The sequence below is a fragment of the Sagittula sp. genome, from assembly GCF_052825245.1.
Genome location: NZ_JBRBWD010000014.1, coordinates 23,093 through 40,672, shown reverse-complemented (window position 1 = coordinate 40,672; position 17,580 = coordinate 23,093). Strand labels below are relative to the sequence as shown.

Genomic DNA, 17,580 nt, shown 5'->3' with positions numbered 1-17,580 from the left:
CCCTTTCCCGACCGGGGCGCCCGTGCCCCTCGCGTGGAAAGGGATCTCGATGAACAAGGCGATTACCGACGGACTGGTCTTCATGCCGCCCGCGTTTGCGGCGGGCAACCTCGGCCTGTTTTCCCGGGGCGACGGGGTGCCGGGGTCGGACACCTACGCCAGCTTTGCCTCGGCGGCCTTCGTTCCGGCGGATCAGGACTTTGGCGGCTGCCTCGAGATCCAGAAGACCAGCGGCACGCAGAAGCTGCGCTACATGGGCCAGACGCCGCTGCCGCCGGGCTGCTACCTGCGGGTGACCGCGCGGGTGAAGGCTGTGGCGGGCGCGCTGCCCTCCGTCCGGATCGCGGGCTATCCGGCGACGGCGGGCGGGGCTGCGGTAGGCGGCGTCGTGACGGTGGGTGCGTCGGTCCCGCTGACGGATTACGGCGAGGTGGTCGAGGTCTCGGCCATCGTCGGGGCGGGCAACCGGGGCGGTGTCGACCTGGTCTGGGGGACGGGCGCGGCCTACGGGCATTTCGGCATCGACCTGACCGGGGCGAACGGCGGCGTGGTGCGGGTCGACGACCTGGTGATCGAGGATATCACCGCCGCCTTCCTGCGCGACATGATGAACTGGGTCGACGTGCGCGACTTCGGCGCGCAGGGGGACGGCGTGACGGATGACACCGCCGCCTTTGCCGCAGCCGACGCCGCCGCGGACGGGCGCCGGGTGCTGGTGTCGGCGGGGACTTACCGGCTGGCGTCTTCGGTGACGCTGGCGAACCGCGTGACCTTCGAAGGGACGCTCGACATGCCGGTAGAGGCGATCCTGTCGCTGACCAAGGATTTCGCGCTGCCGGATTACATCGACGCTTTCGGCGGCGACGAGGCGCTGGCCTTCCGCAAGGCGGTGCAGGCGCTGATGAACGGCGCCGATCACGAGAGCCTCGACCTCTGCGGGCGGCGGATCTCGGTCTTTGCGCCCATCGACGTGCAGGCGGCGGTGCCGAACCGCACCAGCTATGCGCAGCGGCGGGTGATCCGCAACGGCCAGCTTCGGGCGGAGGACAGCGGCAACTGGACGCCGGACACGGTCACCAGCCAAGCCACCTATTCGGCGGCGAACGAATGGAAGCTGACCGGCGTCGCCAATGTCGCCAACATCGAGGCCGGCAGCCATGTCACCGCGCCGGGTGTCGGGCGCGAGGTCTACGTGCGGGAGGTCAACGTGCCCGCGCAGGAGGTGACGCTGTCGCAGCCGCTGTCCGACGCGGTGGGCGTGCAGGTCTACACCTTCACGCGCTACAGGTTCCTGCTGGATTTCACCGGGTTCGAGCGGCTCGACGGGTTCGAGCTGGAGGGCGTCGAGTTCCAGTGCAACGCACTGGCGAGCGGCATGGTGCTGCCTGCGCTGGGAGCGGTGAACGCGGTACGCAACTGCGTCTTCAACCGGCCCGGCCATCGCGGGCTGGTGTCCATCGGCGACGGGTGCCGGGGGATGCTGGTCGACCATTGCCAGTTCATCAGTCCCGAGGGCGGGACGCTGTCGCAGAACCGCCAGTCGGTGGGCCTCGTGGTCAACGCCGACGATGTGAAGATCCGCAACTGTCGCGCCTCGCAGTTCCGGCATTTCGCCGTGGTGAGCGGCGCGCAGAGCGTCATCGCGGGCAACCACGTCTTCCAGGGCGACGATGCGACGAACGGGGTGCGGACGGCGGGGATCGTCCTGGCCCTGCGCGCCTGCAACACGCAGATCACCGGCAACTGCATCGACAACTGTTTCATCGAATGGACCAACGAGCGCGAGCCGGAGCCGGATTTCTCCGGCGGGTCCGGCTTTGCGGGGCTGTCGGTCACCAGCAACGTCATGCGGGTGTCGGACGTGGCTGCGAGCTTTGCCTTCCTCGTGGTGAAGCCCTACGGCTCGGGGCATTTCGTCGACGGCCTGAACGTGTCGGGCAACACCTTCCGGGGCGTGCGCGTGTCTATCGACCGGGCAGAGAAGGCCGACACCTCATTTGCGGCGCTGGAGATGGGCAGCATGCGGGCGCTCAGCTTCCACGGCAACACCTACCACAACGTGGTGCGCGGCGCCGAGAACCCGCTGACCGTGACGCACAGCCAGAACACCCACGCGCAGGTCTGGGAGATCGACAGCGACCAGCGGCTGCCGTTCGGGGGGTGGGCAGAGCAGGTGGACGGCGTGACCGCCACCTCGCGCCCGCGCGACGCGTCGGGCGTCAGCACCTACGCGATGCCCTACACGCAGGCCGCCATCGGCAGCAACAAGGACAGGGTGCAGTTGGTCTGGCCGGTGCCGGTGCTGGGCGACGTGGCGGTGACGATGCGCTCCGACGTGTGAGCCGTTCTTCGGGGGTGATAGGCCGCGTTCCCTGCCGGGGGCGCGGCCTTTGCGCGTTCAGGCCGCGCTCAGTGCCAGCAGGGCAGAGCGGCGCACCGGCGCCAGCATCATGTCGAAAACGGTCTGCAGGAACTCCACCGTCAGGTCGGCGGCGGTGACGGCGGCGCGCAGGGCCAGCCGTCCGCACATCCTGAGCGCCGCCTTGACGAAGCGCAGCGTGGTCTCGGCGATCTTCTTCGACAGGAGCGCGCCCTGGTGGATCGCCTCAACCATGCGGTCGAGCACGGTGATCCCGGCCGACAGCGCCAGCCCCGCCATGTTGACCATCCGCATGATGCCACGCAGCGCCATAGACAGCGCGTGGTAGCCCAGCGCCGAGAAGCCCTGCGCCTTCTCCGCCAGTCCCAGCCAGTAGTCCGGGTCGCTCTTCTGCGCCAGCGGCGTGGCGGCCGGCCAGCCGGACGACGGCATCCGGTTGCGGTACTGAATGCGGTCGTGCGCGCGGGGCGTGATGTAGGTGAAGCCGAAGTCGAGCCCGGTCGCCCCGGCGGCAAAGTGCTGGAAGGGCAGGACGGGCAGCATCGGCACCGGGTCGGACACGGAGTAGACCCGCCGCACGGTGCCCGGCGTCAGCACCCGGCGCAGTTGCGAGGACAGGCCGAAGCCGCCGACCCGGGGCGTGCCGAAGGTATAGAGCCGGCAGGCCGCGCCGCCCCTCAGTCCGTAGTCGGCCATGGCAAGCGTCGCCATCGCCCCGCCCAGCGAATGCCCGACGAAGTGCAGCGTCTCGGGCTTTGCGGCATCGACGATGTGGTGCAGGTCGTCCTGGAAGGTCCTGTAGATCCGGTTGAAGCCGGAATGCACGATGCAGTCCCCCGGGCCGCGGTCCATCCCGAAGTTGAAGTTGGACACCCAGTCGCTGGCCGACACGCTGCCCCGGAACGCCACCACGAGGTCGCGCCCGCCGCCGCCGTTCCGCGTCTCGAACACCGCGCCGAAGCCCGAGGTGTCGCGCAGAGAGAACGCGCCGGACTGCCCGGTGAAACCGGTGAGGGTGGAGAACTCCGACAGGTCCGCCGTACCGCGGCCCTTCTTCTTCTGCGCCGCCGCCAGCGACCCCTTCGCGCGCCACGTTGCCGCCGCGTCGTCGGTCGCCGCGGCGGTGTCGTAGGCGAGATCGGCGAAGGTGGCGGCCTGGCTGCCGGTCAGGAGGGTCATGGCGTGTCCTTCACTCGATCAGGGTGCAGGTGCCGAAGTGGATGTCGTCGGCGTGGGGCTCCACGCCGATGGCACAGCGGACGTTGAAGGGGCGGCCATCGGTTTCGGCATTCAGCGTCAGGCCACGGGTCGACAGGTAGAGGAACTGGAAGGCGCCGTCGGGAAGGTCGGCGTAGAAGTCCTGGGTCACGGCCTCGCGCGCGGGGATCATCTCGAAGATCCCGCGCTTCGGCGGCACGGCTCCGAAGGAGAACCGGCCCTCGGCATCGGTCACGGTGCTGTCCTCGCCCCGCTTGCCGCGCCAGAACCACGCGCGGCGCACCGGCGTGTCGGGAACGGGCGCACCGTCCGCGTCGACAAGCTGACCGCTCATCGGGGAGCAGAGGTATTCGTCAGCGCGGGCCATCGCCGTCTCCGCATGAAAAAGGATGAGGGCCGCAAGCGCGGCCCGGGCCAGGATCCGAACCAGGGTCTGAAAGGGCATATCGCATGAACTTTGTCCTGCTCTCCTGTCTACCGCTTTGCGCGCAAGGCGAAAGTCAGGAAAACCGGAGGTGGCGCAGGCTGTCCGGATACCGGTCAGGTGGTGGGTCTTTCGGGCGGGGCGGGGAGTCGCGTTCAGAACTCCGTCCAGAGGCCGAACTTCAGCCCCATGGAGCTGTCGCCGGTCAGCCCGTAGGTGCCGCCGACCTCTGCCTTCAGCCGCTGGCCGAGCGGGACCACGTAGGACGGCACGAGGCGGGCAAAGGCCGGGTCGCCCTGCCTGAGGCCGCTCTGCATCTGCAGGATCAGCTTGCGGTCGTCCTTCAGGTTCCGGCCCCATGTCACGTCCAGCTTCAGGTCGTTGCGCCCGGTGCCGGTGTGCATCTCCGCCAGCGCGTCGACCGAGACCCAGCCGCGTTCCAGCCCCCAGCCGACGGAGAGGCCGGGCCGCACCACGGTGTCGGAGTCGATCCGGCCAAGGCCCAGTTGCGCCGCCACCTTCGGCCCCGTGTCGCGGTTGCGCAGCGGGGTCTGGAAGAACACGATGGTCTTGTCGCCGCCCGACACCGACCGCCCGAGGTCGAGCCCGAGGGTCAGCCGCGGTGTCAGCCCGTATTCGAGGTAGAAGGTCTGGTAATCCTCCGTCGGCCCGAACGCCGTGGCGAGCAGAAGGTCCTGCGGCCAGGACACCTGCGCCGAGACCATGGCAAACCCCGCCCCCTTCTCGCGCTGCCAGGCGCCCGCCTGCGCCGGGGCGCAGCCGAAGCAGGTCAGGACGAGGATGGTCACGGCAAGGACGGCGGCGCAAAGGCGCATGGCGCGACACTCCGGATACGGCAGACGTGGTAATCCTGGCGCAATGTTGGTTAAGGTGCCGTAAAGGCCCGGGTGCGGGCGGTTTACCGTCGGCGCGAAGTGTCGCGGTGCCGGGACCGCGGAAGGGGCTGGAACCGGCCATGCTGCAGGTGCACAATCGCGGCAGGCTCCCGGGGGGATGGACGATGGCAGGACAAGTGATAACCGTGGCCCAGCAGAAGGGCGGATCGGGCAAGACGACGCTGGCGGCGCATCTGGCGCTGGGGTTCCGGGCCGAGGGCAAGACCGTCGGGCTGATCGACCTCGACCCGCAGGGCAGCTTGGGTCGCTGGTACATGACGCGCTTCGAGGCGGACGAATCCGCCTGCGAGCGGCTGGAATTCGCGACATCCTCGGCCTGGGGCATCTCGATGGAGGTGCGCAAGATGGTCAACGTCTGCGATGTGGTGGTGATCGACACGCCGCCGAAGGTGGACAGCGACCTGCGCCCGGCTTTGAGGGTGGCGCATCTGGTCGTGGTGCCGATCTCGGTCGGGCACATGGACCTCTGGGCGACCGAAGGGGTGATGGACCTCGCCGACCGCGAGAACAAGCCGGTGCTGCTGGTGCTGAACCGCACGCGGTCGGGCACGCGCCTCGGCGCCGAGGTGATGGAGGCGGCCAGGAAGCTGGGCGCGCCGCTGGCCGACGCGGCGGTGGCGCAGCGGGTGGGCTACGCCGAGGCGATGGGCCACGGCCGTGGCGCCATGGAGACCCGGGGCCCGGCCCGCGAAGAGATCGCCGCCCTCGTCGCAGAGGTGGCGGAGCGGCTGAAACCGCGCTAAGGGCACCGGACGGCCCGCCCGGGCCAGATGACGGAGGTGCCCCCTCATGGCAGGCAAAAGCACAGGTCGCACGACCGATCACGCAGATATCCTCGCGGCGTGGCGCGCCCATGGCGAAGCCGAGGGCCAGCCGGTTTCGCGGCTGGGCTACTTCTGCGCGCCCTTCCGCCCGGCAAACGGCCCGCTGGCCGACCGGGTGATCAAGGTCTACCGCGGCCTGCCCGACCCGGCGGTGATGGACCGCCTCGCGGCCTGCCACGACGACTACGTGGCGGCGCTGCACGCCGCCCGCGTGCCGCTGCCGGAAACGGAATTCCACCTTGTCGACATGGGCGCACAGGCGCGCGTGCCGGTGATCGTGCAGGAGGCGCTCGACCCCGCCAGCCTGATGCGCCCGCTGATGCAGAGCCGCCCGCTCGACGAAACCGTGCAGATGATGGAGGCGGCGGGCCAGGTCATCGCGCGCTTCTGGCACTGGGCGGAAGGTTTCGACGGGCGCATCGGCTTCCACCCCTCGATCCGCAACTTCGCCATCGTCGACGGGGAGGCGGTGTTCTTCGACACCTTCCCGCCGCTGATCCACTACAGCCGCGACGAGATGGGCAGGATGCTGCTCCAGTTCTCCGAAAAGCGGCTGATGCGCGTGGTGGGGCCGTTCCTGAAGGCGCGCGTCACCGGCATCCAGGACGAATGGTATTCGCCGGCGGAAACGCTGGTCGGGCTGGTGGGCTCGGCCTGCCGTCTGCGCCCCGACGACGCGGAGGCCTACCTCGCCTGGGGACGGGAATTCGTCGCGCGGGAAATGGCGCCCTGGGCCGGGGAGGCGCTGCCGGGCCTGCAGGACGCGCCGCGCCTGCCGGGCTACTGGACGGGGTTCCGCAAGATCCTCGGCCTGCAGGGCGAACCCAACGTCTGAGCCCCGGGCACGCCGCCCGCCCTTCATCTTGGCCGAAATACCTCGGGGTCCGGGGCAGCGCCCCGGTCCGCGCGTTCCGCAAGGAAAAAGGGTGGCGCAAAGCCCCACCCTACATGTCGTCGCGGCGGTCCCGCAGGGCGGGGCGCCGCCCCGCCCGCGAGGGTATCAGACGATCTTGATACCCGCGTCCGCGGCGTCCTTGACGAACTGCGCGAGACCCTTGTCGGTCAGGATGTGGTTCGCCATGGCCTTGATCACCGCCGGCGGGGCGGTGGCCACGTCTGCGCCGATCTTGGCGGCGTCGCTCATGTGGTTCGCGGTGCGGATCGAGGCGGCGAGGATCTGCGTCTCGAACCCGTAGTTGTCGTAGATCTCGCGGATGTCGGCGATCAGCTCCATCCCGTCGAGGTTCAGGTCGTCGAGACGGCCGATGAACGGCGAGATGAAGGTCGCGCCGGCCTTGGCCGCCAGCAGCGCCTGGTTGGCGGAGAAGCAGAGCGTCACATTGACCATGCGGCCCTCGTCCGACAGCGTCTTGCAGGCCTTCAGGCCGTCCCAGGTCAGCGGCACCTTCACGGCGATGTTCTCGGCGATCTCGGCCAGGCGGCGGCCTTCGGCGATCATCGCGTCGGCCTCGGTGGCGACGACTTCGGCCGAGACGGGGCCGGAGACGAGGTCGCAGATTTCCTTCGTCACCTCGAGGATGTCGCGGCCGGATTTCTTGATGAGGGAGGGGTTGGTGGTCACGCCGTCGACCATGCCGAGGTCGTTCAGTTCCCGGATGGCGTCGATGTCGGCGGTGTCTACGAAGAATTTCATGATCGGTCCCCTTGCGCGGCCTGATGAGAGTCCCGCGTGTCTTACCGCATGACGGGCGCCTCCGAAAGAGTTAGGTTTGCGCTAACGGAAAGCCGCCGGATCCTTGCCGACCGGCAGGAGGGCCGATGCTGTGTGTCCCGGCGAGGTCACCGGGGGCAAAAGCCTGACCACCTCGGGTCTCGGCACGTTCCCCGAAAGCTCCTGCAGATGTCGCCGCCCCGCCTCGTCGGGTCCGTCGGCAAGACCTTCCGCTGTGCGGTTGGCAGGCGCGGGTTATTGCGGTGGCCCCCGGTTTGCGCCATCTGTCGGGCATGCAGGAGTTCTTCGAACAGGGCGCGCGCGTCGGCGTGCTGACGGCGCAGCCGCTGGACCGGCTGCTGGATTACCGCGCGCCCGAGGGCGGCTGTTTCCTTGGTGCCTATGTCGAGGTGCCGCTGGGCCCGCGCAAGGTGCTGGGCGTGGTCTGGGGGCCGGGCGAGGGCCAGTTCGACGCCGCCAAGCTGCGCAGCGTGATCCGGGTGCTCGACGCGGCGCCGATGCGGGCCGAGATGCGCGCCTTCCTCGAAAAGGCCGGGGCCTACACGCTGACGCCGATGCCCGCGATGCTGCGGCTGGCGACCCGCGCGCCGGGGCTCGGCGACGGGCCGTCGATGCGCAAGGTCTACCGCCGGGGCGAGGGCGAGCCGGAGCGCATGACCGACGCCCGGCGGCGGGTGATCGCGGCCTCGGAAGAGCTGGGCGGCCTCGCGCTGACGCTGGGCGAGCTGGCAGAGGCGGCGGGCGTGACCTCGTCGGTGGTGAAGGGGCTGGTGAAGAGCGGCGCCATCCGCGAGGAGGAAAGCCCGCGCGACACGGCCTTCCCCGCGCTCGACCCCGACTATGGCGGCAAGGACCTGACAGAGGATCAGGCGGCGGCGGCGGATGTCCTGCGCGACGGTCAGCGGGCAGGCACCTATGGCACCGTGCTGCTGAAGGGGGTGACCGGGTCCGGCAAGACCGAGGTCTACCTCGAGGCGGTCGCGGAATGCCTGCGGCAGGGGCGGCAGGCGCTGGTCCTTCTGCCCGAGATCGCGCTGTCGGCGGAGTTCCTCGCCCGGGTGGAGGCCCGCTTCGGCGCGCGGCCCGCGGAGTGGCATTCCGGCGTGACCATGACGGAGCGGCGCCGCGTCTGGCGTATGGTCGGCGAGGGCCGCGCGCAGATGGTGGTTGGCGCGCGCTCGGCCTTGTTCCTGCCGTTCCAGCGGCTTGGGCTGATCGTCGTCGACGAGGAACACGACACTTCCTACAAGCAGGAGGACGGCGTCCTTTACAACGCGCGGGACATGGCGGTGCTGCGGGCCTCCATCCTCGGCGCGCAGGTGGTGCTGGCCTCCGCCACGCCCAGCCTCGAAAGCTGGGCCAATGCGGATGCGGGCAAGTACCGGCGGCTGGTCCTGACCTCGCGCTTCGGCGAGGCGGTGCTGCCGGAGATGCGCGCCATCGACATGCGGCGGCAGGAGGTGCCCTCGAACCGCTGGATCTCGCCCGCGCTGGCCGCGGCGGTGAATGCGCGGATGGAACGGGGAGAGCAGGCGCTTCTGTTCCTCAACCGCCGTGGCTATGCGCCGGTGACGCTCTGCCGGGCCTGCGGGCAGCAGATCGGCTGCGACCACTGCGATGCGCGGATGGTGGAGCACCGCTTCCTCAAGCGGCTGGTCTGCCACCAGTGCGGCGAGACGAAGCCCATGCCGGAGGTCTGCCCGTCCTGCGGGGCGGAGGACAAGCTGGCCGCGGTCGGCCCCGGTGTCGAACGGCTGGCCGAAGAAGCGCAGGCGCAGTTCCCCGAGGCGCGGATCGCGGTGCTGTCCTCGGACCTTTACGGCACGGCGCGCGAGCTGAAGGCGCAGATCGAGGGGATCGCGGCGGGCGGCGCGGACATCATCATCGGCACGCAGCTTGTGGCGAAGGGGCACAACTTCCCTCTGCTGACGCTGGTGGGGGTGATCGACGCGGACCTCGGGCTGCAGGGGTCGGACCTGCGCGCGGCGGAGCGGACCTTCCAGCTCATGCGGCAGGTGGCGGGGCGCGCGGGGCGGGCGGAGAAGCGTGGCGAAGCGCTGTTGCAGACCTACCAGCCGGAACACCCGGTGATCCGCTCGATCCTTGCCGGTGACGAGGAGGCGTTCTGGAGCGCGGAGGCCGACGAGCGCCGGCTGGGCGGGATGCCTCCCTTCGGACGGCTGGCGGGGATCATCCTGTCGGGTCCGGACGTGCAGGAGGTCTTCGACCTCGGGAACTGGCTGGCGCGCAACGATGGCGCGCTGCGGCGGGTGGGGGCGCAGGTCTTCGGCCCCGCGCCCGCGCCCATCGCCCGGGTCCGGGGGCGGCACCGCGTGCGCCTGCTGGTGCGGGCCGAGAAGGGCGTGGCGCTGCAGGGCGCGCTGGCCGACTGGGTGCGCCCGGTGAAGCTTAAGGGCGACCTGCGGCTGGCCATCGATATCGACCCGCAGTCGTTCTTCTGACCGGCTTCTGACCGCGGCCGCCCTTTGCCGCCCCGTCCGCCCTTTCCGCAGGGGAAGGGCGGACGGGCGCATCCATAAGGCGATCAGGGCGCATAAACCTGTGGTTTCCCCGGTGTTCTTGGGTCGGCCGTCTTGTCTGACTTCTTCGCGGCCTCTACATGCCTTTGCATGAAACGATGGATCCCTTTCGTGAAGAGCCGGCCACGGGTGTCGGTCGTGCGCCTGCAAGGCGCGATTTCCGTTCCCGCCAGAGGCAACCTGAGCGACAGGACCGCAGCCCCCCTGCTGGAGAAGGCCTTCCGGTCGAAACCGCAGGCCGTGGCGCTTGAAATCAACTCTCCGGGCGGGTCGCCCGTGCAGTCCTCGCTGATCGGGGCGCGCATCCGCCGCCTGTCCGAGCAGCACAGCATTCCCGTCTATGCCTTCGTCGAGGACGTTGCGGCCTCCGGCGGCTACTGGATCGCCTCTGCCGCGGACGAGATCTGGGCCGACGCGAGCAGCATCCTCGGCTCGATCGGGGTGATCTCCTCGGGGTTCGGGGCGCATGTCTTCCTGCAGCGGCAGGGGATCGAGCGCCGGGTGCACACGGCGGGCAAGTCGAAGTCGATGATGGACCCGTTCCGCCCCGAGACCGAAGAGGACGTGGCCCGTCTGAACCGGCTGCTGGGGCAGTTGCACGACACCTTCATCAACCAGATCCGGGCCCGGCGCGGCGAGAAGCTGGCGTCGAACCCCGACCTCTTCACCGGCGAGATCTGGGTGGGGCAGGCGGCGGTCGACCAGGGTCTGGCCGACGGCATCGGGCACCTCGTCCCGGTGATGAAGCAGCGCTTCGGCGACAAGGTGCGCTTCAAGCGGTACGAGGCCAGGCGGCCCCTGCTGCCGCGCGTGGGCGTCCAGATCGCCCAGGGCGCGTTGAGTGAGATCGAGGAGCGTGCCGACTATGCACGGTTCGGCGTCTCGTGATCGCAAAGATCGTCCTCCTGTTCCTGCTGGTCATGGGCCTTCTGGGCGTGTTCGGCAAATGGCGCATGCCGGGGGCGAAAAAGATCGGACAGTTGCGCAGGAAGGCGATGCTGAGCGCCAAGAAGTGCCCGCACTGCGGGGGCTACAGCATCGGCGACGCCCCCTGCGCCTGCCGGAAAGGTAAAGGCTGACATGGTATTCCTCTATGCCCTGCTGGGCTTGCTGATCCTGCTTCTGGCGGGCGACGCTTTGGTCAAGGGCGCGGTCAACCTGTCCCTGCGCGTGGGTATCCCCGCGCTGATCGTCAGCCTGACGATCGTCGCCTTCGGGACGTCCGCGCCGGAGATGCTGATCTCCGTGCAGGCGGCGATGCGCAACGTGCCGGGCATCGCACTGGGCAACGTGATCGGTTCAAACACGGCCAACGTGCTGATGGTGCTGGGCATTCCTGCACTGATCACGGTGATGCACACCTCTGCCCACGACACCCGCAAGAGCTATGTGCAGATGCTTTGCGCGTCGGTGCTGTTCATCGGGCTGGCGGTGCGCGAGGTCTTCGACTGGAAGTCGGGCATCGTGCTGCTGGCGGTGCTGGCGTGGATCCTCGCCGACCAGATCAAGGACGCGCTGGCGCACCGGCGGGCGGGCGAACTCGACGAAGAATTGGAAGAACCGGAAGGCGCCGACCCGGACATGCCGTGGTGGAAGATCGCCTTCTACATCGTGCTGGGCCTGATCGGCCTGCCGCTGGGGGCGGATCTGCTGGTGGACAGCGCGACCGAGATCGCGCGCATGTTCGACGTTTCCGACGAGGTGATCGGCCTGACGCTGGTCGCGGTCGGCACCTCGCTGCCGGAACTGGCGACCACCGTGATGGCGGCGCTGCGGCGGCAGGCGGACGTGGCCCTGGGCAACGTGATCGGGTCGAACATGTTCAACCTGCTGGCCATCATCGGTGTGGCCTCGATGATCGCGCCCATGCCGTTCGAGCTGCCGGAGCTGACCTTCGACCTTGCGGTGATGCTGGGCGCCTCGTTGCTGCTGCTGCCCTTCGTGTTCCTCAAACGCGACCTGAACCGGATGTGGGGTGTCATCTTGTCCGCGCTCTACGTGGGCTATGTCATCCTCGTGATCGTCTGAACGGAGGCCTGATGTCTGAACAGGGAAAACGTGCGCTTGTGACAGGCGGCGCGCGGCGGTTGGGGCGCGACATGGCGCTGACGCTTGCGCAACAGGGATACGATGTGGCGGTGCACTACGGCGGGTCCGCCGACGCCGCCGAGGAGACCGCCGCGGAGATCCGCGCGCTGGGGCAGAAGGCCGCCACGCTGCAGGCCGACCTGCTGGTCGAGGACGAGGTGCAGGCGCTGGTGGGCCGCGCGCAGGAGGCCCTTGGCGGGCCGCTGACGGCGCTGGTGAACAACGCCTCCATCTTCGAGCATGACGACTACGGCACGGCCACGCGCGAAAGCTGGGACCGCCATATCGAGAGCAACCTGCGCGCGCCCTTCGTGCTGATCCAGAACTTTGCGGAGCAGGCGCCGGAGCCGCTGACGGACGCCCGCGGCGAGCCTGTGGCGCAGGCCATGGTGGTCAACATGATCGACCAGCGGGTGCGCAAGCTGACGCCGGAATTCGCAAGCTACACCATCGCGAAGATGGGCCTGTGGGCGATGACCCGGACGGCGGCGATGGCGCTTGCCCCGCGTGTCAGGGTGAACGGGATCGGCCCCGGGCCGACCCTGCGCGGCGGCCGCCAGTCGGACGAGGATTTCGCCGCCCAGCGGGCCGCAACGGTGCTGGAACGGGGCTCCGACAGTGAGGATATCACCGCCGCGCTGGTCTACCTGCTTTCGGCAAAGGCCGTCACCGGGCAGCTTCTGTGCGTCGACGGCGGACAGCACCTTGCATGGCAGACCCCTGACGTGACGGAAGTAGAGTGAGCAACGGCGGCGAAAGTTTTGCACGGTTCACGGAACTGTCACGGAAGCGTTACGAAAATGCTAAGAGTCTCAGCCACTTGTAGGGTGACCCAAAAATTTTATCGTGATTTCAATGGGTTGAAAATGCGATTAATTTTTGTGCATCCCGGCGAAGTGGGCTGAAATCAATGGAAATTTGCCACTGCCCCGAATTTGCCACCAGACTTATCCACAGAAACGGTGGATGTAATACCGCTTGAAACGGCGGCGCCGGCATTGCAGCAGACGGGGATTCGACACAGGTTGAAGCCGAATGGGCAGAGTGACATGAACGACGGTCCGGAGAGCGCCACCTCGCCCCGCGGGGTCGAGGTCATCCAATCCTATCTCAGGACGCTTGAGACGTCCCCGGGCGTCTACCGGATGCTCGATGAGCAGAGCCGGGTGCTGTATGTCGGCAAGGCGCGCAACCTGCGCGCGCGGGTGTCGAACTATGCGCGGCTGAACGGTCATTCGCGGCGGATCGAGCGGATGATCCGCGAGACCGCCTCGATGATGTTCCTGACCACCCGGACGGAAACTGAGGCGCTGCTGCTGGAGCAGAACCTCATCAAGCAGCTCAAGCCGAAGTTCAACGTGCTGCTGCGCGACGACAAGTCGTTCCCGAACATCATCGTCACCAACCACGCCTTTCCGCAGATCAAGAAGCACCGGGGCGCGAAGTCGGAGAAGGGGCAGTACTTCGGGCCCTTTGCCAGCGCGGGCGCGGTGAACCGGGTGCTGAACCAGCTGCAGAAGGCCTTCCTGCTGCGCAACTGCACCGACAGCCAGTTCGAGGGACGCACGCGGCCCTGCCTGCTGCACCAGATCAAGCGCTGTTCTGCGCCCTGTGTCGGCAAGATCTCGGAGGAGGACTACGCGGCGTCGGTGCGTGACGCGGCGCGCTACCTGTCGGGCAAGTCGACCGAGATTCAGGAGAAGCTGGCCGCCGACATGATGGAGGCCTCCGAGGCGATGGAGTTCGAGCGCGCCGCCGCCCTGCGCGACCGCATCCGCGCGCTGACGCAGGTGCAGACCGCGCAGGGGATCAATCCGCAGACCACTGCGGAGGCGGACGTGATCGCGCTTTACATGGAGAACGGCCAGGCCTGTGTGCAGGTGTTCTTCATCCGCGCGAACCAGAACTGGGGGAACAAGGATTTCTACCCGCGGGTCGGCGACGACGTGGGCCCTGCGGAGGTCATGGAGGCCTTCATCGGCCAGTTCTACGACCAGAAGGAACCGGCGCGTCTGCTGCTCTTGTCGCACGGGATCGAGGACGAGGACCTGATGTGCCAGGCGCTCTCGGACAAGCTGGGCCGCAAGGTCGAGATCAGCGTGCCCCAGCGCGGCGAGAAGGCGGAACTGGTCGAGGGCGCGCTGCGCAACGCCAAGGAAAGCCTCGGCCGCAAGATGTCGGAGACCGCGACGCAGGCGAAGCTCCTGCGCGGGCTGGCGGAGGCCTTCGGGCTGGACGGGCCGCCGCAGCGGATCGAGGTCTACGACAACTCCCACATCCAGGGCACCAACGCGGTGGGCGCGATGATCGTCGCGGGCCCGGACGGGTTCATGAAGAACCAGTACCGCAAGTTCAACATCAAGGGCGAAGACCTCGTGCCCGGGGACGACTTCGGCATGATGAAGGAGGTCCTGACCCGGCGGCTGGTGCGGCTGAAGAAGGACGACCCCGACCGTTCGAAGGGGCTGTGGCCCGACCTGATGCTGATCGACGGCGGCGCGGGGCAGATCAGCGCCGTGGCCGAGATCATGCGCGAGCAGGGGGTGCAGGACGTGCCCTTCGTCGGTGTCGCCAAGGGGGTGGACCGCGACCACGGCAAGGAGGAGTTCCACCGCACCGGAGAGCGGCCCTTTGCGCTCCGCCACAACGATCCCGTGCTGTACTTCGTGCAGCGGCTGCGCGACGAGGCGCACCGCTTTGCCATCGGCACGCACCGGGCGAAACGGGCGAAGGCCCAGATGGCCAATCCGCTGGACGAGGTGCAGGGCGTGGGGGCTGCGCGCAAGCGGGCGCTGCTCCAGCACTTCGGCTCGGCAAAGGCGGTCAGCCGCGCCAACCTCGCGGACCTGAAGGCGGTGGAGGGCGTGTCGGAGGCGCTGGCCGAACGGATCTACGCCTTCTTCCACGAGCGGGGGTAGGGCGTCAGGCCTTGCCGCCGAGCCGGTCGAACATGGCCATGATCGGATAGGCGCGCGCCACGTCGCAGAGCGACGCATAGGCCGCGTCCAGCGTCTGTGGATCGAGCGTCGTGCCAAGCGGCAGGTACGCCTCGTCGAACGGCGGTGCGAGCGGTTCCGACACCACGGGCTTGCCGCTCTGCAACGCCATGAGCATGCGCGGCACCTCGGTGTAGACGCCTTCGAGCCTGTGCAGGTTGGCGACGGCGGCGGCCCCGGCGATTTCCTTCATCGCCTCTGAGTGGCTGACGTTGTGGCGCAGGTCGATCTCGGGGTGGCGGGCAACGATGCGGGCGCGTCTTTCGTCGATCGCACCATGGCTCATGATCCCCTCTCCGCCGCTGCGGGGCGGGCAGATGGTCGGAAAGACATACGGTCCGAAGAGGAAACGGCGCGGCATCAGCCGGGGCAGCAGCCCGTAGACCGACCGTTGCGCCGGGGACCAGTCCACAACCAGATCGGCGTGAAGCATGATGCGCAGCAGTTTCGACAGCCGCAGCTTGCGGTTGATCTTGTGGCCACGGAGGTACTTGACCTGCTCCGTCTGCAGCACGATCAGTTTGCGGCCGGGGGTTCGGGTCGTCCTGCCGAAGCGGTGGGCCCCGACCCAGATGTCGGTCTCTGGCAGGGGCGGCAGGTCTTCGGGGAGGCTACGACGGAGGTTTGCGGCCACCTGCATCAGGGTCTGATGGTTCGAAAGGAAACGAAGGGGGCCGTGCTCGATGCACTGTACCTCTTTCTGCATTTGATCGGGTTCTCTGTCGGTACTGGCGCTGCGGCTGTATATGAAAGTCAGTTGCCGCGGACAAGGCGGAACGCGGCGGAGGCGCCCCAGCCGGCTGCGATGGCGATGGCCAGCGACATCAGCCCGTAGATCAGCGGCTGTTCGCGCGACATCGTGAAGAGCCAGCGTTCGAGGCCGACCTTCCGGACCTCGATCTCGGTCGAATAGGACGACACCACCTTGCCCTCGCGGGTCAGGAAGATGCGGGTCGGGTAGGCGCCTTCGGTCAGGTTGGCGGGCATCGAGATGCTGGTGTCGAACAGCGTCTGTTCGCGCAGCGTGACGGTGTCCTCGTTCAGCGCGTAGGTGCCGCTGTTCTCGTTGATGCGGATCACCGCGCGGGTGAAGTTCTGGCTGTCGAGCACGGTCATCGGCGCGCCGACGGAGCGGATGACGCGCGGGATGGAGATGCCGTGGCGCAGGTCCTCGGTGTGGGTGATGACCTCTTCCCAGGGGGCGGAGGTGGCGATGGCGTAGAACGAGGGCGCGGCGTCGACCTCTACCGCGTCGGCGTTGACCCAGATGCCGAAGCGGCGCTCCTTGCGGCGGACGGTCAGGCGCTGGTCGGGGCCTTCGACGGTGACGATGACCTGAAGGGGCGGCTCGGCGATCGGGACCTCGCGCTTGACGGCGCCGAAGATCAGGATCTCCGACCCGTCGAAATCGGTGGAGATCGACACCTGGTCGCGCGACAGGCCCAGCACCACGTCTTCGGCATTGGCGGGCAGGGCGGCCAGCATCAGGACGAGAAGGGCGGTGAGCCGGGTCATGGCCGCGTCGGCCGTTCGATGACGTAAAGCTCGGACGGCGTGATCACCAGTTCCAGGCCCAGCTTGATGCAGACCAGCAGGACGAGCGCCGCCAGCAGGATGCGCAGTTGCTCGGCCTTCAGGCGGGTGCCCAGCATGGTGCCGAACTGCGCGCCGATCACCCCGCCGAGGATCAGCATCACCGCCAGCACCACATCGACCGTGTAGTTGGTGGTGGCGTGCAGAAGCGTGGTGAAGGCAGCGACGAAGATGATCTGGAACAGCGAGGTGCCGACAACGACCTTCGTGGGCATGCCCAGCAGGTAGATCATCGCGGGCACCATGATGAAGCCGCCGCCGACGCCCATGATCGCGGCCAGCACGCCCACGGCTGTGCCGACGAGCGCAGGCGGGATGACCGAGATATAGAGGCCGGAGGTGCGGAACCGCATCTTGAGCGGCAGGTTGTGGATCCAGTTGTGCTTGCGCCGCTTCGGGCGGGCACCGGCGCGGGCCTTGCGCAGGGCGTTGAGGCTCTCGATGAACATCAGCCCGCCGATGATCCCGAGGAACACCACGTAGCAGAGCCGCACCAGCAGATCGACCTGGCCCAGCGATTTCAGGTAGTTGAAGAGCATCACGCCGAACCCGGCGCCCACGAGGCCGCCGAGCAGCAGGACGGTGCCCATTCGGAGGTCCACCGTCTTTCGCCTGAGGTGGGCGAGAAGTCCCGAGAAGGAGGCCGCGACGATCTGGTTCGCGCCGGTTGCCACGGCGACGGCGGGCGGGATGCCGATGAAGAACAGCAACGGTGTCAGGAGAAAGCCGCCGCCCACGCCGAACATGCCGGACAGCACACCGACCAGACCGCCGAGACCCAGCAGAAGGAAAGCGTTTACCGCGACTTCGGAAATGGGAAGGTAGACCTGCATGTATATTCGTAGTCGCATTGAGCGCGACTGTGCAAGTGCGGCAATCCGGAAAATCCGTGGCGCCGGGCGGATGG

The 17,580-nt window shown here is 68.2% G+C and carries 16 protein-coding genes; 9 read left to right on the top strand and 7 right to left on the bottom strand.

The genetic code is table 11. The features are described 5' to 3' along the window. Positions 1-49: 49 nt before the first annotated feature. Complete coding sequence (locus tag ACU0DV_RS03850) at positions 50-2,341, top strand: glycosyl hydrolase family 28-related protein (RefSeq protein WP_446242420.1); 2,292 nt, start codon at positions 50-52, stop codon at positions 2,339-2,341. Positions 2,342-2,398: 57 nt separating this feature from the next. Here ACU0DV_RS03850 and ACU0DV_RS03845 read toward each other — a convergent pair whose 3' ends face one another. The 3 genes from ACU0DV_RS03845 to ACU0DV_RS03835 all read right to left on the bottom strand — a co-directional run bounded on the left by ACU0DV_RS03845 (position 2,399) and on the right by ACU0DV_RS03835 (position 4,858). Then, on the bottom strand, positions 2,399-3,559 hold the full coding sequence (locus tag ACU0DV_RS03845) for a lipase family protein (RefSeq protein ID WP_446242419.1): 1,161 nt from the start codon (positions 3,557-3,559) through the stop codon (positions 2,399-2,401). A gap of 10 nt (positions 3,560-3,569) precedes the next feature. Beyond that, positions 3,570-3,965 (bottom strand): DUF6795 domain-containing protein, encoded by a 396-nt coding sequence (locus ACU0DV_RS03840; protein WP_157814925.1) that lies wholly within the window; start codon positions 3,963-3,965, stop codon positions 3,570-3,572. Positions 3,966-4,177: 212 nt separating this feature from the next. Beyond that, a complete protein-coding gene (locus ACU0DV_RS03835; RefSeq protein WP_446242418.1) occupies positions 4,178-4,858 on the bottom strand; it encodes a hypothetical protein in 681 nt (226 codons plus the stop codon). Between the two features lie 185 nt (positions 4,859-5,043). On the opposite strand from ACU0DV_RS03835, the gene parA reads away from it, so the two are divergent. Together parA and ACU0DV_RS03825 are read left to right on the top strand one after the other, a co-directional pair. After that, positions 5,044-5,682 carry a ParA family partition ATPase gene (parA, locus tag ACU0DV_RS03830; RefSeq protein ID WP_100930845.1) on the top strand — a complete coding sequence of 213 codons (639 nt, stop codon included), beginning with the start codon at positions 5,044-5,046 and terminating at the stop codon, positions 5,680-5,682. 46 nt (positions 5,683-5,728) lie between these two features. Continuing rightward, positions 5,729-6,598 carry a DUF6206 family protein gene (locus ACU0DV_RS03825; RefSeq protein WP_446242417.1) on the top strand — a complete coding sequence of 290 codons (870 nt, stop codon included), beginning with the start codon at positions 5,729-5,731 and terminating at the stop codon, positions 6,596-6,598. Positions 6,599-6,763: 165 nt separating this feature from the next. Here the strand turns inward: ACU0DV_RS03825 and fsa are convergent, their stop codons facing one another. Next, positions 6,764-7,417: a fructose-6-phosphate aldolase gene (gene fsa / locus ACU0DV_RS03820; RefSeq protein ID WP_100927796.1), complete on the bottom strand. Its 654-nt coding sequence runs from the start codon at positions 7,415-7,417 to the stop codon at positions 6,764-6,766. Positions 7,418-7,728: 311 nt separating this feature from the next. Between fsa and ACU0DV_RS03815 the strand changes: the two genes are divergently transcribed. From ACU0DV_RS03815 to uvrC, 6 genes are all read left to right on the top strand, one after another. Next, entirely contained in the window at positions 7,729-9,918 is a 2,190-nt protein-coding gene (locus tag ACU0DV_RS03815) for a primosomal protein N' (protein WP_446242524.1), read from the top strand. 168 nt (positions 9,919-10,086) lie between these two features. Next, a complete protein-coding gene (locus tag ACU0DV_RS03810; protein ID WP_446242416.1) occupies positions 10,087-10,884 on the top strand; it encodes a S49 family peptidase in 798 nt (265 codons plus the stop codon). Then, the gene (locus ACU0DV_RS03805) at positions 10,881-11,075 is read left to right on the top strand and encodes a hypothetical protein (protein ID WP_446242415.1); all 195 of its coding nucleotides are present in this window, start codon (positions 10,881-10,883) and stop codon (positions 11,073-11,075) included. The genes ACU0DV_RS03810 and ACU0DV_RS03805 overlap by 4 nt, the downstream gene beginning before the upstream one ends. Before the next feature lies 1 nt (position 11,076). Then, positions 11,077-12,024, top strand: a complete 948-nt coding sequence (locus ACU0DV_RS03800) for a calcium/sodium antiporter (RefSeq protein ID WP_100927793.1) — start codon at positions 11,077-11,079, stop codon at positions 12,022-12,024. An 11-nt stretch (positions 12,025-12,035) separates the two neighbouring features. After that, positions 12,036-12,827: an SDR family oxidoreductase gene (locus ACU0DV_RS03795; protein WP_446242414.1), complete on the top strand. Its 792-nt coding sequence runs from the start codon at positions 12,036-12,038 to the stop codon at positions 12,825-12,827. Between the two features lie 306 nt (positions 12,828-13,133). Continuing rightward, the gene (gene uvrC, locus ACU0DV_RS03790) at positions 13,134-15,002 is read left to right on the top strand and encodes an excinuclease ABC subunit UvrC (protein WP_446242413.1); all 1,869 of its coding nucleotides are present in this window, start codon (positions 13,134-13,136) and stop codon (positions 15,000-15,002) included. 4 nt (positions 15,003-15,006) lie between these two features. Here the strand turns inward: uvrC and ACU0DV_RS03785 are convergent, their stop codons facing one another. Genes ACU0DV_RS03785 through ACU0DV_RS03775 form a run of 3 tightly spaced genes read right to left on the bottom strand, consistent with a single transcriptional unit; the run spans position 15,007 to position 17,506 of the window. Beyond that, positions 15,007-15,786 carry a hypothetical protein gene (locus ACU0DV_RS03785; protein WP_446269996.1) on the bottom strand — a complete coding sequence of 260 codons (780 nt, stop codon included), beginning with the start codon at positions 15,784-15,786 and terminating at the stop codon, positions 15,007-15,009. Positions 15,787-15,833: 47 nt separating this feature from the next. Then, positions 15,834-16,595 (bottom strand): TIGR02186 family protein, encoded by a 762-nt coding sequence (locus ACU0DV_RS03780; RefSeq protein ID WP_446242411.1) that lies wholly within the window; start codon positions 16,593-16,595, stop codon positions 15,834-15,836. Further along, a complete protein-coding gene (locus ACU0DV_RS03775; protein WP_100927788.1) occupies positions 16,592-17,506 on the bottom strand; it encodes a sulfite exporter TauE/SafE family protein in 915 nt (304 codons plus the stop codon). Before ACU0DV_RS03775 ends, ACU0DV_RS03780 begins: the two co-directional genes overlap by 4 nt. Positions 17,507-17,580 lie beyond the last annotated feature (74 nt).

Bases quoted from the DNA above. Each gene is read 5' to 3' on its own strand.
- ACU0DV_RS03850 (WP_446242420.1), top strand. From the start codon at position 50: ATGAACAAGGCGATTACCGACGGACTGGTCTTCATGCCGCCCGCGTTT.
- ACU0DV_RS03845 (WP_446242419.1), bottom strand. From the start codon at position 3,559: ATGACCCTCCTGACCGGCAGCCAGGCCGCCACCTTCGCCGATCTCGCC.
- ACU0DV_RS03840 (WP_157814925.1), bottom strand. From the start codon at position 3,965: ATGGCCCGCGCTGACGAATACCTCTGCTCCCCGATGAGCGGTCAGCTT.
- ACU0DV_RS03835 (WP_446242418.1), bottom strand. From the start codon at position 4,858: ATGCGCCTTTGCGCCGCCGTCCTTGCCGTGACCATCCTCGTCCTGACC.
- parA (WP_100930845.1), top strand. From the start codon at position 5,044: ATGGCAGGACAAGTGATAACCGTGGCCCAGCAGAAGGGCGGATCGGGC.
- ACU0DV_RS03825 (WP_446242417.1), top strand. From the start codon at position 5,729: ATGGCAGGCAAAAGCACAGGTCGCACGACCGATCACGCAGATATCCTC.
- fsa (WP_100927796.1), bottom strand. From the start codon at position 7,417: ATGAAATTCTTCGTAGACACCGCCGACATCGACGCCATCCGGGAACTG.
- ACU0DV_RS03815 (WP_446242524.1), top strand. From the start codon at position 7,729: ATGCAGGAGTTCTTCGAACAGGGCGCGCGCGTCGGCGTGCTGACGGCG.
- ACU0DV_RS03810 (WP_446242416.1), top strand. From the start codon at position 10,087: ATGAAACGATGGATCCCTTTCGTGAAGAGCCGGCCACGGGTGTCGGTC.
- ACU0DV_RS03800 (WP_100927793.1), top strand. From the start codon at position 11,077: ATGGTATTCCTCTATGCCCTGCTGGGCTTGCTGATCCTGCTTCTGGCG.
- ACU0DV_RS03795 (WP_446242414.1), top strand. From the start codon at position 12,036: ATGTCTGAACAGGGAAAACGTGCGCTTGTGACAGGCGGCGCGCGGCGG.
- uvrC (WP_446242413.1), top strand. From the start codon at position 13,134: ATGAACGACGGTCCGGAGAGCGCCACCTCGCCCCGCGGGGTCGAGGTC.
- ACU0DV_RS03785 (WP_446269996.1), bottom strand. From the start codon at position 15,786: ATGCAGAAAGAGGTACAGTGCATCGAGCACGGCCCCCTTCGTTTCCTT.
- ACU0DV_RS03780 (WP_446242411.1), bottom strand. From the start codon at position 16,595: ATGACCCGGCTCACCGCCCTTCTCGTCCTGATGCTGGCCGCCCTGCCC.
- ACU0DV_RS03775 (WP_100927788.1), bottom strand. From the start codon at position 17,506: ATGCAGGTCTACCTTCCCATTTCCGAAGTCGCGGTAAACGCTTTCCTT.